Source organism: Candidatus Magnetominusculus dajiuhuensis (genome assembly GCF_046044395.1).
Taxonomy (GTDB): Bacteria; Nitrospirota; Thermodesulfovibrionia; order Thermodesulfovibrionales; family Magnetobacteriaceae; genus Magnetominusculus; species Magnetominusculus dajiuhuensis.
Genome location: NZ_JBJUSG010000020.1, coordinates 2,357 through 18,502 on the forward strand (window position 1 = coordinate 2,357; position 16,146 = coordinate 18,502).

The 16,146-nt window shown below is 49.4% G+C and carries 18 protein-coding genes; 2 read left to right on the forward strand and 16 right to left on the reverse strand.

The window, feature by feature from the left end:
* Positions 1-8: 8 nt before the first annotated feature.
* The 14 genes from AB7D94_RS04460 to AB7D94_RS04525 all read right to left on the reverse strand — a co-directional run bounded on the left by AB7D94_RS04460 (position 9) and on the right by AB7D94_RS04525 (position 14,084).
* Positions 9-530 (reverse strand): DUF362 domain-containing protein, encoded by a 522-nt coding sequence (locus AB7D94_RS04460; protein WP_420264524.1) that lies wholly within the window; start codon positions 528-530, stop codon positions 9-11.
* A 24-nt stretch (positions 531-554) separates the two neighbouring features.
* On the reverse strand, positions 555-1,016 hold the full coding sequence (locus tag AB7D94_RS04465; RefSeq protein WP_420264525.1) for a hypothetical protein: 462 nt from the start codon (positions 1,014-1,016) through the stop codon (positions 555-557).
* 91 nt (positions 1,017-1,107) lie between these two features.
* On the reverse strand, positions 1,108-3,591 hold the full coding sequence (locus AB7D94_RS04470) for a molybdopterin-dependent oxidoreductase (RefSeq protein WP_420264526.1): 2,484 nt from the start codon (positions 3,589-3,591) through the stop codon (positions 1,108-1,110).
* Positions 3,585-5,489, reverse strand: a complete 1,905-nt coding sequence (locus AB7D94_RS04475; protein WP_420264527.1) for an NADH-ubiquinone oxidoreductase-F iron-sulfur binding region domain-containing protein — start codon at positions 5,487-5,489, stop codon at positions 3,585-3,587. The genes AB7D94_RS04470 and AB7D94_RS04475 overlap by 7 nt, the downstream gene beginning before the upstream one ends.
* Before the next feature lie 10 nt (positions 5,490-5,499).
* Positions 5,500-6,366: an NAD(P)H-dependent oxidoreductase subunit E gene (locus AB7D94_RS04480; RefSeq protein WP_420264528.1), complete on the reverse strand. Its 867-nt coding sequence runs from the start codon at positions 6,364-6,366 to the stop codon at positions 5,500-5,502.
* 87 nt (positions 6,367-6,453) lie between these two features.
* Entirely contained in the window at positions 6,454-6,828 is a 375-nt protein-coding gene (locus AB7D94_RS04485; protein ID WP_420264529.1) for a response regulator, read from the reverse strand.
* Positions 6,829-7,179: 351 nt separating this feature from the next.
* Positions 7,180-7,731: an HD-GYP domain-containing protein gene (locus tag AB7D94_RS04490; protein ID WP_420264530.1), complete on the reverse strand. Its 552-nt coding sequence runs from the start codon at positions 7,729-7,731 to the stop codon at positions 7,180-7,182.
* 30 nt (positions 7,732-7,761) lie between these two features.
* Complete coding sequence (locus tag AB7D94_RS04495) at positions 7,762-9,090, reverse strand: PAS domain S-box protein (RefSeq protein WP_420264531.1); 1,329 nt, start codon at positions 9,088-9,090, stop codon at positions 7,762-7,764.
* A gap of 16 nt (positions 9,091-9,106) precedes the next feature.
* The gene (nrfD, locus tag AB7D94_RS04500; protein WP_420264532.1) at positions 9,107-9,994 is read right to left on the reverse strand and encodes an NrfD/PsrC family molybdoenzyme membrane anchor subunit; all 888 of its coding nucleotides are present in this window, start codon (positions 9,992-9,994) and stop codon (positions 9,107-9,109) included.
* Positions 9,995-10,079: 85 nt separating this feature from the next.
* Entirely contained in the window at positions 10,080-10,310 is a 231-nt protein-coding gene (locus AB7D94_RS04505; RefSeq protein WP_420264533.1) for a hypothetical protein, read from the reverse strand.
* 33 nt (positions 10,311-10,343) lie between these two features.
* Positions 10,344-10,913 (reverse strand): 4Fe-4S dicluster domain-containing protein, encoded by a 570-nt coding sequence (locus AB7D94_RS04510; protein ID WP_420264534.1) that lies wholly within the window; start codon positions 10,911-10,913, stop codon positions 10,344-10,346.
* Positions 10,910-13,126 carry a molybdopterin-containing oxidoreductase family protein gene (locus tag AB7D94_RS04515; RefSeq protein ID WP_420264535.1) on the reverse strand — a complete coding sequence of 739 codons (2,217 nt, stop codon included), beginning with the start codon at positions 13,124-13,126 and terminating at the stop codon, positions 10,910-10,912. The genes AB7D94_RS04510 and AB7D94_RS04515 overlap by 4 nt, the downstream gene beginning before the upstream one ends.
* Positions 13,127-13,172: 46 nt before the next feature.
* On the reverse strand, positions 13,173-13,514 hold the full coding sequence (locus tag AB7D94_RS04520) for a DUF805 domain-containing protein (RefSeq protein WP_420264536.1): 342 nt from the start codon (positions 13,512-13,514) through the stop codon (positions 13,173-13,175).
* 90 nt (positions 13,515-13,604) lie between these two features.
* On the reverse strand, positions 13,605-14,084 hold the full coding sequence (locus AB7D94_RS04525; RefSeq protein ID WP_420264537.1) for a rhodanese-like domain-containing protein: 480 nt from the start codon (positions 14,082-14,084) through the stop codon (positions 13,605-13,607).
* 285 nt (positions 14,085-14,369) lie between these two features.
* Between AB7D94_RS04525 and AB7D94_RS04530 the strand changes: the two genes are divergently transcribed.
* Both AB7D94_RS04530 and AB7D94_RS04535 read left to right on the forward strand, forming a co-directional pair.
* Positions 14,370-14,582: a type II toxin-antitoxin system HicA family toxin gene (locus tag AB7D94_RS04530; RefSeq protein ID WP_420264538.1), complete on the forward strand. Its 213-nt coding sequence runs from the start codon at positions 14,370-14,372 to the stop codon at positions 14,580-14,582.
* 44 nt (positions 14,583-14,626) lie between these two features.
* Positions 14,627-14,848, forward strand: coding sequence for a type II toxin-antitoxin system HicB family antitoxin (locus AB7D94_RS04535; RefSeq protein WP_420264539.1), 222 nt, complete (start codon positions 14,627-14,629; stop codon positions 14,846-14,848).
* Positions 14,849-15,032: 184 nt separating this feature from the next.
* Here the strand turns inward: AB7D94_RS04535 and AB7D94_RS04540 are convergent, their stop codons facing one another.
* Positions 15,033-15,251 (reverse strand): DUF2283 domain-containing protein, encoded by a 219-nt coding sequence (locus AB7D94_RS04540; protein WP_420264540.1) that lies wholly within the window; start codon positions 15,249-15,251, stop codon positions 15,033-15,035.
* A gap of 348 nt (positions 15,252-15,599) precedes the next feature.
* Positions 15,600-16,136 (reverse strand): hypothetical protein, encoded by a 537-nt coding sequence (locus tag AB7D94_RS04545; RefSeq protein ID WP_420264541.1) that lies wholly within the window; start codon positions 16,134-16,136, stop codon positions 15,600-15,602.
* Positions 16,137-16,146 lie beyond the last annotated feature (10 nt).

Sequence of the window (16,146 nt, forward strand, 5' to 3'; positions counted from 1 at the left end):
GAAAGAGGTCAATGTCCCCGCCCACACACGCAAACGAGGAGGGCGGCGGCCGCTTCTATCCCTGAGCGTGCGAAACTTCTGAAAGGGTCGTTAATTGAGACATCCGTAACCCATACCGCCGCCGCCCTCGCCTCAATACAGAGCCGCACAACGGCGGCAACCACATCGGGATTGGTGTTTGCGGCCAGCTCAGGTTGCCTGTCCCAACCTACATTTGGTTTTATTAGTACCTTATCCGCGGGTTTGATAAACTGCCCGATTCCTCCGAGTTTATCAACCGCCGCACGAACCATCTTCTCGGCGTCCTTGCCGTGAGCGATGGCAATTTTGGGCAGGGTGGCCGAGGTGTCTGAAACGCGATAATTTTTGAACGTATATATCTTGTTATTTATTCGATTTACCGGCTCCCCGGAGTGAAAGACGAGGGCGGCCGCGCCGCACACCGCTGAGGCTGCCGCCGCCGTGGAGAGTTTTATTATAAACTCCCTGCGGCTGAGCCTACGGGCCTTATCGTTTAGCTTAGAAGGCATAGTTTTTGTTGCGACACAGCCCGGCTACTTGTTTTGCTGGCCGGTTTGGGCGTTATCTCTTGTCTGAAAGGAAAATCGCACGATGCGCTTCTGTTGTCCTCGCGCTTCAAATACGAAAAATACGTCGTAGATGGCTGCCTTAGATACATTTAACACACCCGAATAGCCGCTGGCGGACTTCGTAACCGGCATGATTTTTCTCGGCGCAAAGCCTGCCACTTCGTAATTCACCCCAATGTCGGCGATGTCGGCCACCTCTTTGCCTGACGAATCTCTTAACTCAAAAATTATCTGGTTTGCCCCAACAACGGGCAGACCGTCACAGAGCACTGTCATCTTCACCGTATAACCGTCAACGGAGTTGACCATTACTAAGTCTGTGGCTGAGGCCACAGCCACCAGCGCAAAGATAAGCACCAGCGCCAGCGGAATAATTATTCCCCCTACCGTCTTACCTTGCGTCACACTAATCTTGATTCTTTCCATGCTGGCCTATTATAACACGTTTCGGAGAAATAATACCTTTGGTGAAAATACGGGGTGAAGGGGGGGTTACCCCCCCTTCGTCGTTAATCCTTTAATCCTGCGGCGTAACGCATACTGTGGTGATGGGCACGGCATCGCTCTGCGTCACAGATGGCAGTTCGCTGACGCGCCAACGGAAGAAGTGCAGCGGGACAAATATCATCCCCTCAGGGATTTCCTCAGAGATGCGCACCTTCATGGTGGCCGAACCATTTTTGGACTCGACCTTTGCGTTGCCGCCGTCCTCAAGGTTATATTTATCCGCGTCGGGGGCGCTGACCTGGACAAACGCGTCAGATATGACATGGGTAAGGCTCGTTGACATGGCGGAAAGCGCCCCTGAGTGCTGCATCAAATTTCCAGTAACCAGCACGAGTGGATATTTGGCGTCCGGTTTTTCGGCCAGCTCAAATGGCACGGGGCAGTATCTCCATTTCTCATGCGGCAAATCGACCTTTATTGCCTGTATTTCCTCCTGTATTGCCTTGAGGCTGTCTGCACCTATGGGGACATTCATTACCCTGGCGAGGTTTCTGAGAATCTGCCAATCCGGCATGGACTCCCCTGTTGTGGCCACAATCTTATGGACATCCTGATATACGCCCGACATATTAATAAAAGTGCCCTCTTTTTCTGACCAGCTCGACGCCGGCAGCACCACATGGGCGTAGCGCGCGCAGGCGGTCATGCGTATGTCCTGCACTACGATAAACTCAAGGGACTGAAACTTGTTCTCAAGTTTTTTTAAGTCCGGGTACGTTACCAGCGGGTCTTCACCCATCAGATAGAGCGCCTTTATGGAGTCTTTTTCATAGAGCATATTAAACAGATTCTTTCCCGGTCTATCTGTTATCTTCACATAGCCGGGCAGATATTCGGGAGTTACGCCCATCTTCCAAAGGCCGAATGTGTTTGAGTACTCTGCCGGTAGTTGGAGGGCGCGCGGGCCGTCTCCCGTTAATATGACAAGATTAGCGGCGGCAAGCAGCGAGTTTAACCCCTCAAGATTACTGGCGGGCGTGGCCGCTGTCGTAACAAGCCTACTCTCGGAAGACAAAAACTCCTCCGCCGCGTGCAGAAACTCGTTACCACATACACCGGTAAGTTCACACACCTTATCAGGGGTATAGTATTTTAACAGCTCCACCATCTCAGCGAAATTCCCGATATTTTTTGCCATCTCATGTTTCAGGTGATACCCCTCGTCAATGGCCGTTTTCATAATACCATATACGAGCACCTGTGCCGTGCCGGGTTTGATTCTAAGCCATCTGTGGGCGTGCCTTGTGAGCTTTGTCTCTCTGGCGCTGGCCACAATGAGGCGTGCTCCACGCTGTTTTGCCTCAATAAATTTAAGTCCCCAAATTGGATGCGTCGCCGCTATGTCAGACTCCAGAACGAGGAGGGTCTTTCTTGCCAGAGGAGAGTCGAAATCTATGGGAAGCTCGTGAAGGCCAAATGCCATATCAATTGCCTTAAACACCTTTGCAAACCCGAAAAACGCCGAGGAATCAATATTGTTAGTGCCGATGGCGGTACGCATGAATTTCTGCAGTACATAGTTGTCTTCAATTGTACAGCGGGACGATCCAATTGCGCCAATGCTGTCCGGGCCGTGCGTTTTTATTATCTGCGTCAGGCCGTTGGCCACTAAATACATGGCCTCCTCCCATGAGGATGGGACGAGTTCACCATTTTTCCTGACCAGCGGGGTCTTTAACCTGTTGCTGGAGTATATGTAGTCCGTGCCGTAGCGGCCTTTTGTACACAAATCACCATTGCTCAGTCCCTTGCCGTCAACGCCTTTGGCGTTGAGAATCCTGCCCTCTCTTATATCCAGCGTGATGGTGCAGCCAACGCCGCAGTATGGACAGATGTTGTCCTTTTGCTCAAGGAACCAGGCCCTCGCACGGTGGCGAAATGGTTTGCTGCCCAGCGCACCCACAGGGCACGCGTCCACACACTGTCCGCAGAACTCGCAGTTGAGTGTCTCCTCAAATGGCGGACTTACCTTTGTGCCAAACCCCCTGCCGATAAAGTTTATGGCACCAACGCCCTGATGTTCCCAGCACACGCGCACGCAGCGCCCACACATAATACACCTGTTGGTGTTTATATCTATCAGCGGGTTGGCTATGTCTTCGGGGTCGGCCTTCTTCTCTCCGGCGTAGCTGCTGGTGCTGGCACCGTATTTATATGACATGTCCTGGAGCTTGCACTCGCCGGCCTTATCGCAAATGGGGCAGTCCAGCGGATGATGGACAAGCAGAAGCTCAAACACGGTCTTTCTTGCCTTCAGCACCTCTGGCGTGGAGGTATAAACTACCATGCCGTTTTCCGCCGCGGTAGAACACGATGTATAGAGCTTTGAATGCCCCTCTATTTCCACAAGGCATATGCGGCAGCCGCCAAACGGGGTAAGGCGTTTGTCCCAGCACAGGTGAGGGATGTCTATGCCATTTTCCATGGCGGCCACGAGTATTGCCGTCCCATCGGGGACCTTGATTATCTTGTCGTCTATAGTGAATTCTACCATGAGTCAACCTCCTCGGCCACACCAGGCTCTATGCGTATAGAGTTAAACGGACATGTCTCAAAGCAGCTCCTGCACTTGATGCACAAGTCCTTGTCTATCAGGTGGGGTTTTTTCTTTTCGCCGCTAATGGCCTCTTGCGGACACTTCCTCGCGCATGAGCCGCAGCCCGTACAGGTCTTCGATTCTATAACGAATGTTGACAGAGACCTGCACTTGCCGGCCTCGCACCAGCCTTCTGTTATGTGCTCCTCGAACTCCTCCCTGAAATGTTTCAGGGCCGTGAGCACCATTATGGGCGACGTTTGCCCGAGTCCGCAAAGGGAAGTCCGCTTTACCTCGTAAGCCAGCTCCGCAAGTGTGTCAAGGTCTTGCAGTTTGCCGCGTCCCTCGGTTATATCAAGGAGCTTATCGTACATTACCTTTGTCCCTATGCGGCATGGGACACATTTACCGCATGACTCGCCGTGGCCAAATTCCATTGCGCTCATGGCCTCGTTGACCATACATGTGTTGTTATCCATAACGATTATGTTGCCGGAGCCGACGATAACCCCCGCCGCAGTAATTGCCTCATACGTGGCCGGAGTATCAAGGAGAGATTCAGGGATAACTCCCCCCGTAGGGCCTCCGATGTGGATGGCCTTAAACTTGCTTTTCTTTTTCAGCCCCCCGCCTATGTCATACACTATCGTCCTGAATGTCGTTCCCATAGGGACTTCTATCAGGCCGTTTGAGTTTACCGCGCCGCTGAGGGTAAATATCTTCGTCCCGGGTGAGTCATGGGTCCCAACTGACCGAAACCATGCCGGGCTGTTTGCGATTATCAGAGGCACATTGGCGAAGGTCTCGGCGTTATCAACAATTGTAGGTCTTCCCCACAGGCCGCTTTGGGCCGGGAATGGGGGTTTCGGCGTGGGAAACCCGCGTTTTCCCTCCAAAGAGCGAATGAGGGCCGTCTCCTCGCCACAGATAAACGTCCCCGCCCCGAAGGCCACATCTATTGTGAAGTTAAAACCGCTGTTGAAAATATCATCCCCAAGAAAACCGCAAAGGCGTGCGCGCTCAATTGCCGTGTGCAGCCGTCTTAGGATGAAGAGGTTGTCAGGTTCTCTGACATAAACAAACCCCTTTTTAGCGCCCACTGCCCGCCCGGCTATTATCATGCCCTCGATGATGGAATGCGGGTCGGTCTCTACTATGCTTCTGGAGATTGGGCCGGCGTTACAGATGACGTACTTGGTTTCGTCCGGCCTTACCCCGCAGATTTCCCATTTCAAGCCGGTTGGAAAGCCGCCGCCGCCTCTTCCCCTCAGGCCGGAGTCCTTTATTTCCCTCACTATCTCCTGAGGCCTCATCCCTGCAACCGCCCTCGCCATTGCCATGTACCCGCCGTGATATATGTATGCCTCTATGTCGTCTGGCTCAATGAGGCCACACTTGTTGAGTACGCGTCTGGTTTGTAAACTAAAAAAGGGAATCTCCTGCCGGTTAGGGATGGATTTTTTGTCCTTGAGGTCTTTATATACGAATCTTTCAGCAGGCTGGCCCTTTGTGAAGTGTTCCTCTACAATGGAGGGGATGTCTGCGGGTTTGAACGTCTGGTATAATGTCATATCGGGATAGATGGTCATCACCGGCGACTGGTTACAAAAACCGTTGCATCCGGTTTCATAAACAGACACCTCGCCGTCTATTCCCTTATTTTTCAATTCGCTTAACAGCGTCTCCTGAATCGCCGCGCTGCCGCGCGCCTTGCAGGCCGAACCGCCGCACAGCAGTATTGACGCCTTTGAGCCGCGAACTCTGGGGTCTTTGTAGTTGTCCTGAATAGCCTTCAAATCTTCAATGGTTAATTTCTCAATGCTTTTATTCGTGAATTTAACTTTAATCGCAGGCATACGGGCCTCCTCAGTGATAATCCTTTAATAAATCCAGTGTCTTGTCGGGGTCAACACCGCCGTGGGTGTCATAGTCAATCTCTACTATCGGGGCAAAGCCACACGCGCCGAGGCAGCGGATGGTCTCGTAGGAAAACCTCCCGTCGGCTGTTAATCTGTCCTCATTGAAATTCAGGTTTCTTTTTAATCTGGTCAATATCTGTCCTGCCTTCTTGGCGTGGCAGGCGTTTCCCACGCATACCTTGATGTGGTGTCTGCCGCGCGCCTTCATCGTGAAATAGGGATAAAACGACACTACCGAATATACCTCGCTCACGGGAATTCGCAGCCCGACGGCTATGAATCTCTGCACAGAGGGCGGCAGGTAGCCAATCAGGTCCTGGGCCGACTCCAGAACTCTCAGCAGTGCCCCCGGCGTTGTCTTGTATTCATTTATGATGGCGTTTAGGGCGTCGGTCTTCCTTTTGGCCTCGGTCTCCGAGTCTGGTCCGGCGGCGATGGCCTTTATCTTCTTTACCAAATACATGGCCTTTGTTATCGTCTCTATCAGGATATGGGGGGAAAATGGTTTTGACATATAATCTATTATCCCCAACTGGAGGATGTCCCTGATATTTTGCTGAGACGCAAAACCCGTGATGACCACAATGCCGGTAGATGGCTTTATAGCGTTGACCTGTCTTATCAGCTCGTAGCCGTCAATGCCAGGCATATTTATGTCCGTTACGACGATATCATAGTCGTTGTTGCGTATAAGTTCGATGGCCTCGCTGGAGTCTGTCGAGCCAGTAATCACAAAGCCTTCAGGGGTGAGAATGCTTTCACAGCTTTTGACTATTATGTCGTTGTCATCGACTATTAGTATGTTTCCTTCCATGCTAAAATGCCTCCAATATCTTCCATTTTTCCGAACCGGGCGACGGCGACGCGCGTCTTAGATTTCCGGGGTTGCCGTGTACACGTCTCAATAGGCATAATCCTTTCGGGTTGTGCTGGCAATTGAGAGCAGCTCCTCAGGCAGGAATGGTTTCTTTATAAAACCGTCCGCCCCGAGTTCTAAAGACTTGTTTGCTGCCTCCGTAGTGCCATAACCAGTCATCACGACTACCCTCAGCGAAGGCCATCTGTCCCTTACCAGTTTCAGCAGTTCAAAACCGTCCATGCCCGGCATTATCAGGTCGGTTATCACAAGGTCGGGTCCCTCGTCCTCTATAAGTTTAAGGCCGTCTGCGGCGTTGGCCGACAGAAATACAACATAACCTTCCGCTTCCAACACCCTCTGGCAACTTACTCTAACTATATACTCATCGTCTATAACGAGCACTTTACCGTTGCGCATAAACCTCCATTGCAGCCAGGTGCGGCGGACACTACCCCGCCTGCCTTTTTTAGCTCTGAGTATTATACAATGAAAACCAGAATTTAATAAATCCCTCCCGCCATATCATTTTCCTGTTTCATGGCGCGATTGGCGAAGGCTGTAACATCCCAATAGAAATGTCCTGAAAAGCGAGGCGTTTCGTACCTTACGGCGGGCCAGGTTCAACCGTCAAAGTGGGCCACTTTTTCACCGGTAGTACCACACACACATTTCTGATAATCAATTCAGACGCATGATATTTAAGCGGATAGCCTGTATTTTAGTAAAGCAAAATTATAGAAATCACAGAGGCAAACGGTCACAATTCGCTTAACTCTTAAACGAAAAACCCTTGTTAAAGACGGCAAGACACGCATCCACCACGTTTTTATCGTACAGTCTCGCGCTATTTGCCGATATCTCCCCCAATGCCTTGTCAAGGCCCAGGGCAGGACGATAGGGTCGGTGGTTACTCATTGCCTCAACGACATCTGCCACGCAGATTATCTTTGCCTCAATTAATATCTCATCGCCTTTGAGGCCGGAGGGATAGCCGGAGCCGTCGAGTCTTTCGTGGTGCTGGAGGATTATGTTTGCCACAGGCCAGGGGAAATCCACATCCTTTAATATATCGTGCCCTATTTGGCAGTGATGTTTCAGCAGGCTAAACTCCACCTCAAGGAGTTTGCCCGGTTTACTAAGGATTTCTGACGGGACATAAATCTTCCCTACGTCGTGTATGGAGGCCGCGATTCTCACGCCCTCCGCCTTATCTCTGGGAAAGCCCATCTCGTCGGCTATGGTGCGGGAAAGATCGGCCACCCTTGACTGGTGTCCGGCCGTGTATGGGTCTCTGGCCTCTAAAATAGCGGATATGGCCACTACTACCGAGCCTGTGAGTTTGCGGAGTTTTTATATTGCCTGCTCACGCTGCTGTCTCTCAATTACATGATTGGTAATATCCCTAAGTATCGCCGTAAAAAACGTCCCTGTCTGCACCGTCCACAAGGCGGCGGAAAGTTCCACTGGAAACTCCGTCCCATCTTTTGTTATCGCCGTCAGGGTGGTCTCTTTACCCAACAGATAGGAATGCCCGGTTTCAATAGCCGTCTTAAAGTCTTTCCTGAAGCCGTCTCTCATGGATTCAGGTATGATTATGTCAAATGGCCGTCCGGCTGCCTCATGTGGGGCATATCCAAATATCTTCGCCGCCCCCGTGTTCCAGAGGACTATCTCCCCGTTGGTGTTTGTACAGATGATTGCATTGTCCGTAGTCTGCACAATAGAACGCATCTGCTCTTCATTTTTTATTAAATGCTCCTCCATTCTGGCACGGCTGATAACACCGGCAAGCGTATTTGCTACCGCCGTGAGAAACTCCTCTTCCTCAATGGTACTTTCATGGCCTTCATTCACATATAGGTTCAGCACCCCCAACACCCGTTTGCCAAGCGTTATGGGTACGCAGTAGTGGCCGTGCGCCGCCATACCCGGAGGTCTGTGTTCATGCCGGTCATCTATGGTATTGGCAAAGACTATCTCCCGTGTGGAGGCCGCCAACCCACACAGGCATCTGCCAAATGGCAGCACATTACAGAGTTTTAACAGTCCACTCTCAAAGTTTTTATGCGCGTACATTACAAGCGTCTCCGGCCTGTTGCCCTCAACCAGATGGATACTCCCCTTTGCGTGAAACCTGAGCCACTGGTACGACAGAATCAAATCCAGCATAAGGTCAAGCTGTCTCCTCAGAGGAATAGGCTTTAGGGCTACCTGCAGGATTGAATTAATTATCGTCTGAAACTGGCAGTTTTTCTTCAACTGGGTGTCGAGCATCTTACGCGCGGTAATGTCTCTGAATACGGCGCAAAGGACTTCCATGCCATCCATCTCTACGGCCTTTGTCCTAAGTTCCACGGGTATAAGCCGGCCCTCCCGATGCCTTAGGTACATATCGCTTACTATGTGTTGGTCGTGGCCGCCCGCCAGACGTCTCGCGTATATTTCTCTTTGCTCAGCCGGGAAAATCTCATAGAGGTCCATCCCCCGCAACTTGGCCGCGGGTATGCCAAGAAGCTCGGAGAATCTATCGTTGCAGTAGCTAATAACGCCAGTTTCCACATCCGCCGTCAGGATGTAATCCCCCGTGGTGTCAAGCAGCAGCCTGAACTTTCCCTCCGATTGCTGAAGGCGCTGCACCTCATATAAAAGTTGCTCCTCAGTTGCCTGTTCGTCGAACATAACCTCTATTGTCTCCTCAAAATAATATTGCCTGCGTCAGTTGCCCGGCATCTACAATGACAGCGCGGACAATGTAGCCGCCTGCTAACGCAAATAACGCCGATATAAAGTTAAGCCATGGGCTGTGTACCCTCATCTTCGTGCAGAGCTGATACGCGGCGGCGACAAATGGTATTACTACCCCTGCCGCCACAAACCCAAACCAAAATAAAGCACTCAATTGCCCGCTTGTAACAATGCCAAGCGCGCTCGCAGCGCTCTGGGTGGACTTGCCAAGGCCGATTAAAAAAATCACCGTACATAGTAATAATAAATACAGCAGGACAAAATCCCCCGTGTGGATGAATGTATTGATATCCCTTTTATCCTCATCCGGCTTGAGACACAACACCAGAGATATTGCGGCAAGGCCGTCAATTACCGCCGAAATAAACAACAGCACCGGCGTCATTGGCGTGTTCCAAAATGGCCGCGCGGTGAGCGTTGACAGGAGCAGCCCCGTATATAGCGCAACGCTTGTACAAAGGATAAGCCCCACGAGCTTTATGGCATTTACCGCAGTGGCCCTTGTCTTTAATTTCAGATAGTCTTTTTGAAGATTTAAGATAAAATAAATTATGCTCACGGCGGAGAAAAAGGTTATTATCCACGCCCCAATGGACATGATTGACTTATATTTGAATGTCGTAAGGAGGAGCCAGAAGAGCCATGGCCTCTCTAAATCAAAGATCAACATAATCATCCCCGCCATTATGGGAAACGGGGCGATATATGCCCCTGTTGTCACAATCTTCTTATACTTCACAGGGTTTATAAGATCGGCGGCAATTGATAGCAGCATAGCCCCGGCACTGACGCCGGCGCTAAACAGGTAGAACGTTATCAGAGAACTCCAGTATATCATTGTCAGTGTGTGCCCTGGCGCATCCCCTTTATTTTTCGATTTATTCCCCGATTTATTTCCCGAACCGGGAAATCCCTTCTCAGCTTCACGCTGTTCCTACCGCTATCTTACCCTTGCCTGTTGAGTGTGAGGCATCTTTAAAAACGGCCTTGCCGCCTTCGACAAGCGGCTTTACCTCCGGTGGCGTTGACAAGGCCAGCATACCCCACAGCCCCGCGTAGGAATCCCGCCCTGCCACCCCCGCGGCTTCCTTAGCCTTTTGGGAGGAGCATGACGCCAAAACCCATATCAAAATTGATAAAACAATCCTCTTCATTAAAACCCCATCATCCCGGCAACCCAGCCGACGCTACCCTATGATATAATAAATTGAGGGTTTTGTGTTTAAATCTTTTCCTATTTGTACGACTTTTTTTGAGGCGGCAAGTTTTGATATTTCGCTGTTGGGGTCGTTCAAATCCCCGAAGACCCGCACGCCGGTTGGGCATGTGCCGACACAGGCGGGTAGGGCGTTATTATGTAGTAATACGGCACAAAAGCCGCACTTATGGACGAAGCCGTGCTCCTTGTTAATAATCCTTGCCTTATATGGGCAGCTCAGGATGCAGTACTTACACCCGATGCACCTCTGCGTGTCAATTGCCACAATGCCGTCGCTTCGCTTGTAAGACGCCCCTGTGGGGCAGACGCTGACGCAGGGGGGATTGTCGCAGTGCTGGCACTGCATGGGCAGAAATCTCCTGTTATAGTTCGGGAAACGCCCGAACTCCTGCTCCTCTACGCGGTTAAAAAACTCCGTAACCGGCAGTTCATTCTGGTTATGGCAGGCCGCCACGCACGCCAGGCACCCCACGCACTTTGTGGTATCAATGAGCATAGCCCATTTGGGCGATTTCCCTGATTTCACGGGCGCGCTCATGCCTTTGACACCCGAACGATTATCTCGTTGCTCATTACGTGCCCAACGGCGGGGTCGAAGTACGTGTTCAGGAAATCGTTGTAGTTGATGCCTTTTCCATAGGCGGTCTTCAGGTATTTAGAGAATATGCCGTAGCCGCTTGGCATCCACACGGCAGAGGGATGAAGTCCCCCGGTCAGGCGCACCTTCACGTAACCCTTCCCGATGTCCGATTCAACAACTACCGTATCGCCATCTTTGAGGCCGATGGCCTCCGCCCTCTGGCGGTTAATCCAGAGGCGTATCATGTCATAACGGTCACTTAACTGCATCAGGTACGGCACGTTGGCGGTCATAGAGTGTGTGTGAATGGCCTGTTTGCCGTGAATTAGCCTGAATGAATTCTTGTCGGATGGATTTGGTGAGACCAGCGGCTCCTGCCACCGTGGCATCGGGTCAAGCCCCCATGAGGCAAGCTGGTCTGAATAAAACTCAATCTTACCCGACGGTGTCTTACAAGGTTTAAAACCCTCCACCCAGCGCGGGCCGACCTCAACAACGCCCTCCTTCTTTAGTTCCTCAAGGGTTACGCCAAAGGGTTGAAGGCGCAGGGCATTGCACTCGTCCATCGTAAAATTAAAATATTTTCCTATTCCAAGTCCCTTTGACAGGCCGGTGATAATATCAAGCAGGGGTTTTGTGTCATACATAGGCTTTACAACTTGTGCAACCACAGTGAGCTGGCCAACTGGCCCTGAATGGACGGTATCCACATGGTCGTCGCGTTCAAGGAAAAATGACTCAGGAAGTACGTAATGCGAAGCGGCGGCGGTCTCTGACATGAAGCAGTCAATGGTGACAAGTAGCTCAAGTTTCTTATATCCGGCAATGACCCGTTCGGGGTTGGGATTGGTTCTGACGGGGTTCATGTGATTGACGAACCCGGCCTTTAGTTTACCGGAGAGGGCCAGCTCCGGGATGGCCTGCACAATGCCATCGGAGTATGAAGCGGCGGGGTATCTGCCGGGTACGCCCGCGCCGTCGGCCTTTTCGATTTCAGGGATATGCGGGGCCGGGTGGCCGCCCTTTTCAAGCTCACCAAGCGTGGGTTTAAGTGGCATAAACAGCCCTCCCACGGCCTCGTGATTGCCGATGATGGCATTTAAAATGGCCACTGCGCGCGCCGTCTGAAAGCTGTTAAAATAACTTGCGCCGTAGCCGCCGTGATAGCCCCTGTGAATAAGGGCACGGGGTTTATAGGAGGCGAATTCCCTCGCCACGCGATATATGGTTTCCTTTGGGATGTCGCATATCGTCTCTGCCCATTCGGGGGGATATGTGACAAGGCCGTCTCTGAGATTGTCAAACCCGACGGTGTGTTCTTCCACGAACTTACGGTCATAGAGACCTTCCTCAATGATTACGTTAAGCATGGCCAGTAGGAAGGCCAAATCTGTTGCTGGTTTTACAGCAAGCCATTCATCGGCGATGACGGCCGTCTCGCTGTGTCGCGGGTCGAGGACGACAAGGCGCGCACCCTGCCTTTTGGCGTCGGCGATGTCTTTGATTTGCTGGAGTTTGACGCCTCCGGCGGGATTTCTGCCGACCAGTATAATATAGCGGCTGTTTTTCAGGTCATTGTCTGGCAGGGCACCGCATGTGGCGTTAAACGCGGCGTTTCGCGCGGTAAAGCACGTAGCGCCGTGGGTAATCGTATTTGGAGAGCCGAGGGCGTGCATAAATCTGAAGGCAAGGGGTATGTTGGCCATAGGATACTGTGCCCAGAAGACCGACTGAGGGCCGTTGTCCATGATGATAAGATTAAGTTTTGTGGAGATTTCCTCAAACGCCAGCTCCCACGAGATAGGCTCGTATTTGCCTTCGGCTGTCCTTTTGAGGGGCTGTTTAATCCTGTCCGGGTTATATAGCTCCTTGATATAGGCGTGGCCGCGTGGGCAGACCGTCCCCGCGTTGTTGTATGTGCGTGGGTTGCCCTCGACTTTCCAGACACGGCCATCTTTAACATATACATAGATGCCACAGCGGTTGGCGCCGCAGCCCTGGCATTGGGTTGCAACTTTCTTTACATCTGCAGCGGCCTTTATCCCGTCAGCCGCCTCCTGAGCATTTTTCGGACCACAGGAGACTGCCCCTGCCGCAAGGCCGGAGGCAAGCGCGCTTCCGGCAGCCGCCCGAATAAACGCCCTGCGCGTTATCTTCTTGTCAAAAGACATTGTGTATTATAACATTATATCTACATACCTTAAAATGCTATTGATTTCAGCTTGCCGCGATTTCAGTTGCCGCCTTGGGGTCGGCTCCATACTTATTATCGCCTTTAGTGCCTTCTGTGCAGGCTAAGATTAAATTGTAAATAGGGATAAGCAGAAACCACCCGCTTTTCCCAACATCATGCACACGGCGAATACCGGCGGCAATCGAAGGAACGAGGACTGCAAGCTGATAGATTGATGTAAGCAGACGAAAATCCAGAATGCCTCCAACAACGCTTAGCGCAATGATTATAAGGAAATTGAAAAGAACAAACATCCAGTATTCTTTCCTTCTGGCCCTGCCGCTAAATACCGCATACTTTTTCAATACCGTTAGATACCAATTCATAGTGCCGCCTCCTGACGCATATTTTTTGAACATATCAGCAAGACGGCACTGTCGCGTACCGCCTTGCTGTGCATATGTGCTGTATAAACCCTATCTCTCTATAGGGTAGTTGGCCTTGACCCAGTCGGCTATCTTCATATCCACAGAGGTTACGTTGGTGAATCCTACATCTTGCAGCGCCTTTACTGTCAGCGCGGCCCTGCCGCCGAGTTTGCAATATACATAGAGTTTTAGAGCGGTATTGGTCTTATCTGGAAATCCGGCGATCGCCTTCCATATCTTAAATTCAGCAAGACCTCGTGGGATGTTGACGGCTCCGGGAATATGGCCGCTTGTAAACTCCTCAGGCTCTCTGGCGTCTATGATTATGGCGTCGCCCTTGTTGTCAACGATCTTCTTAAAGGCCTCCATGTCTATGAGTTTTATTTCTTTTTTAACCTTTGCCACCATCTCATCAACCTGAACTGGCCATACCCTATCTGCCACTGGCGCCTCAGCGGCACACAACATAGGAATTACGGCAAACACAAATACAACCCAAACCCCTGCAACCATCTTCTTAAGTCTCATAACTATACCCCCCTAATAAACAGATTCTATCGGGAACCCCGACATCAAGCACGCTGTGAGCAGAATGTCATCGTTGCTTATTATGCTCAGGCGACGGTATTGTAACATATGAATGCCATAAAATAGCAAATTTTCTGTGGAGTTAACTTCGTATCTTCATTAACAAACCAAAAGGAAAGGGGGAATGTCTGCTTTTCTCACCGCTTCATTATTATTTAGAAAAGCAGCTTGTTCCCTTATCTGATCCTTATGTTATAATAGAGATCAATATTAACTTATTCATAAATGGGTAAATATGAGAAGCTGAAAAGAAGGGTCCTAAGCGATCAGGTTAGTGCAAATATCGCGTTTGATGATGTATGTCTGCTATTGAAGCACTTTGGATTTGAAGAACGCGTGAGGGGCAGTCATCATATTTTCAGGAAACAGGGTATTGATGATAAAATTAATCTACAACGTGATGACAACAACCGGGCAAAGATTTACCAGGTTCGCTAGGTGAGGGCTGTTATCAGGAAATACAATTTAGAGGATTAATTGAAATGTATGAAATTGTTATTCATTGGAGTGATGAGGATTTGGTCTTTGTTGCTGAAGTGCCGGAACTTTCAGGTTGTATTGCTCATGGGAATACCTATGAAACGGCATTGTTCAACGCTCAGGAAGCTATACAATTATGGATTGATACGGCTAAGGAATTCGGCGATCATATCCCTGAGCCAAAGGGGGTAAATTTGAACACACCCCAATATATCATAATATAGAGGAAGAGGTTAAGGGCACAAGCTGCTTTCCCGTCATGCAGAGAAACTGTTGCATGGGTGTCTTCTGCTTTATTTTTCAAATGCGATTGACCTAGTGCAGTCAAGCAGATTCTTCATAAAAAAACCGCATAGACAGTTCCGCTAAAATAGGACAACGCGTTGTTCACCTTCATAGAGATGGTTGTCAACCTCTTGATTTTACAGAGTCACCATACATGACCGGCAATAATTTAGCTAAATTGATTTTCTTTGAAGCATTCATAATCTCTATCCCTGCGATTTTATCATCGGCACCCATATCAAGCACTATATCCTCAGAAATACGCGTGTTCATCAAATCCTGAACTCTATCGTCCAATCTAAGATAAAGAACATCCCCTCTGTCATTATAGGTTATACGCATTCACACCTCCCACGTGCCATAGTAAACATAGACTGTTACAGTTACTAAGGAGCACGTATGTATGAAGACATTATTGCCGCTAAACTGCTTTAACCATGCTGATTGTCAGTCATCTTACTTATGTACTTATTAGTATTATAACATTTTCGACAACTGTATAAAAGACTTCAACTCTTTTCTGTTCATAATATTTGTTCAGACGGTGCTGTCTATATGTATATACTTTAGCTTTACCTATTCTGCCATATTTTGCCGAAATAACGATACCTGTTTCTACGAAATCTCTCATTTCTAATTCCTTAGACTTACACTTAGTTGATCTTTCGTGATGGCCCTTTGCATAGTGTATCAGCGGGGACTCATTATGTATCTTATCCCACCAGTCTTTGGTCTTTCACGTTGAGGATTTATATAGTCTGGAAGAATCATATCCTTAAATACTAAATTTTTACATTTATCTAAAGATATTTTTTCTTTATGATTTGCCCTATAACCTGATAATTCTAAAGGATTGGAACCTTTTTTTACCTTGATATTACATTTGTTTCCGGTATCAATGTGATTATATTTAATTATTGCTTTTCTATAAACATCTCCACCTTGATTTATTAAATTATCTTCAGTAAATACAATTTTTTTGATATCGGCAAAAAATAACTTATCATCAGTAGCATCATCACCACATTTTACATTTATATAACGTCCATCGTCATCAGCATATGATATAGTGGCATTCTCAATAGTTGTATTATCACATGTAACATTGGTAGGATGCCGTGCCGGATCTGATGGACCTGAGGACGTACCACCAGCATAATCATCTACGAATAAGAATATTGACATGTAAACTCCAGTTAGTATAACTATTTTTATTATCAGTTTCATCTTATATTCC

Coding starts and splice junctions, on each gene's coding strand:
- AB7D94_RS04530 (WP_420264538.1), top strand. CDS start 14,370: ATGGGTAAATATGAGAAGCTGAAAAGAAGGGTCCTAAGCGATCAGGTT.
- AB7D94_RS04535 (WP_420264539.1), top strand. CDS start 14,627: ATGTATGAAATTGTTATTCATTGGAGTGATGAGGATTTGGTCTTTGTT.
- nrfD (WP_420264532.1), bottom strand. CDS start 9,994: ATGATATACTGGAGTTCTCTGATAACGTTCTACCTGTTTAGCGCCGGC.
- AB7D94_RS04495 (WP_420264531.1), bottom strand. CDS start 9,090: ATGTTCGACGAACAGGCAACTGAGGAGCAACTTTTATATGAGGTGCAG.
- AB7D94_RS04470 (WP_420264526.1), bottom strand. CDS start 3,591: ATGGTAGAATTCACTATAGACGACAAGATAATCAAGGTCCCCGATGGG.
- AB7D94_RS04485 (WP_420264529.1), bottom strand. CDS start 6,828: ATGCGCAACGGTAAAGTGCTCGTTATAGACGATGAGTATATAGTTAGA.
- AB7D94_RS04520 (WP_420264536.1), bottom strand. CDS start 13,514: ATGAATTGGTATCTAACGGTATTGAAAAAGTATGCGGTATTTAGCGGC.
- AB7D94_RS04465 (WP_420264525.1), bottom strand. CDS start 1,016: ATGGAAAGAATCAAGATTAGTGTGACGCAAGGTAAGACGGTAGGGGGA.
- AB7D94_RS04475 (WP_420264527.1), bottom strand. CDS start 5,489: ATGCCTGCGATTAAAGTTAAATTCACGAATAAAAGCATTGAGAAATTA.
- AB7D94_RS04545 (WP_420264541.1), bottom strand. CDS start 16,136: ATGAAACTGATAATAAAAATAGTTATACTAACTGGAGTTTACATGTCA.
- AB7D94_RS04515 (WP_420264535.1), bottom strand. CDS start 13,126: ATGTCTTTTGACAAGAAGATAACGCGCAGGGCGTTTATTCGGGCGGCT.
- AB7D94_RS04510 (WP_420264534.1), bottom strand. CDS start 10,913: ATGAGCGCGCCCGTGAAATCAGGGAAATCGCCCAAATGGGCTATGCTC.
- AB7D94_RS04525 (WP_420264537.1), bottom strand. CDS start 14,084: ATGAGACTTAAGAAGATGGTTGCAGGGGTTTGGGTTGTATTTGTGTTT.
- AB7D94_RS04505 (WP_420264533.1), bottom strand. CDS start 10,310: ATGAAGAGGATTGTTTTATCAATTTTGATATGGGTTTTGGCGTCATGC.
- AB7D94_RS04540 (WP_420264540.1), bottom strand. CDS start 15,251: ATGCGTATAACCTATAATGACAGAGGGGATGTTCTTTATCTTAGATTG.
- AB7D94_RS04460 (WP_420264524.1), bottom strand. CDS start 530: ATGCCTTCTAAGCTAAACGATAAGGCCCGTAGGCTCAGCCGCAGGGAG.
- AB7D94_RS04480 (WP_420264528.1), bottom strand. CDS start 6,366: ATGGAAGGAAACATACTAATAGTCGATGACAACGACATAATAGTCAAA.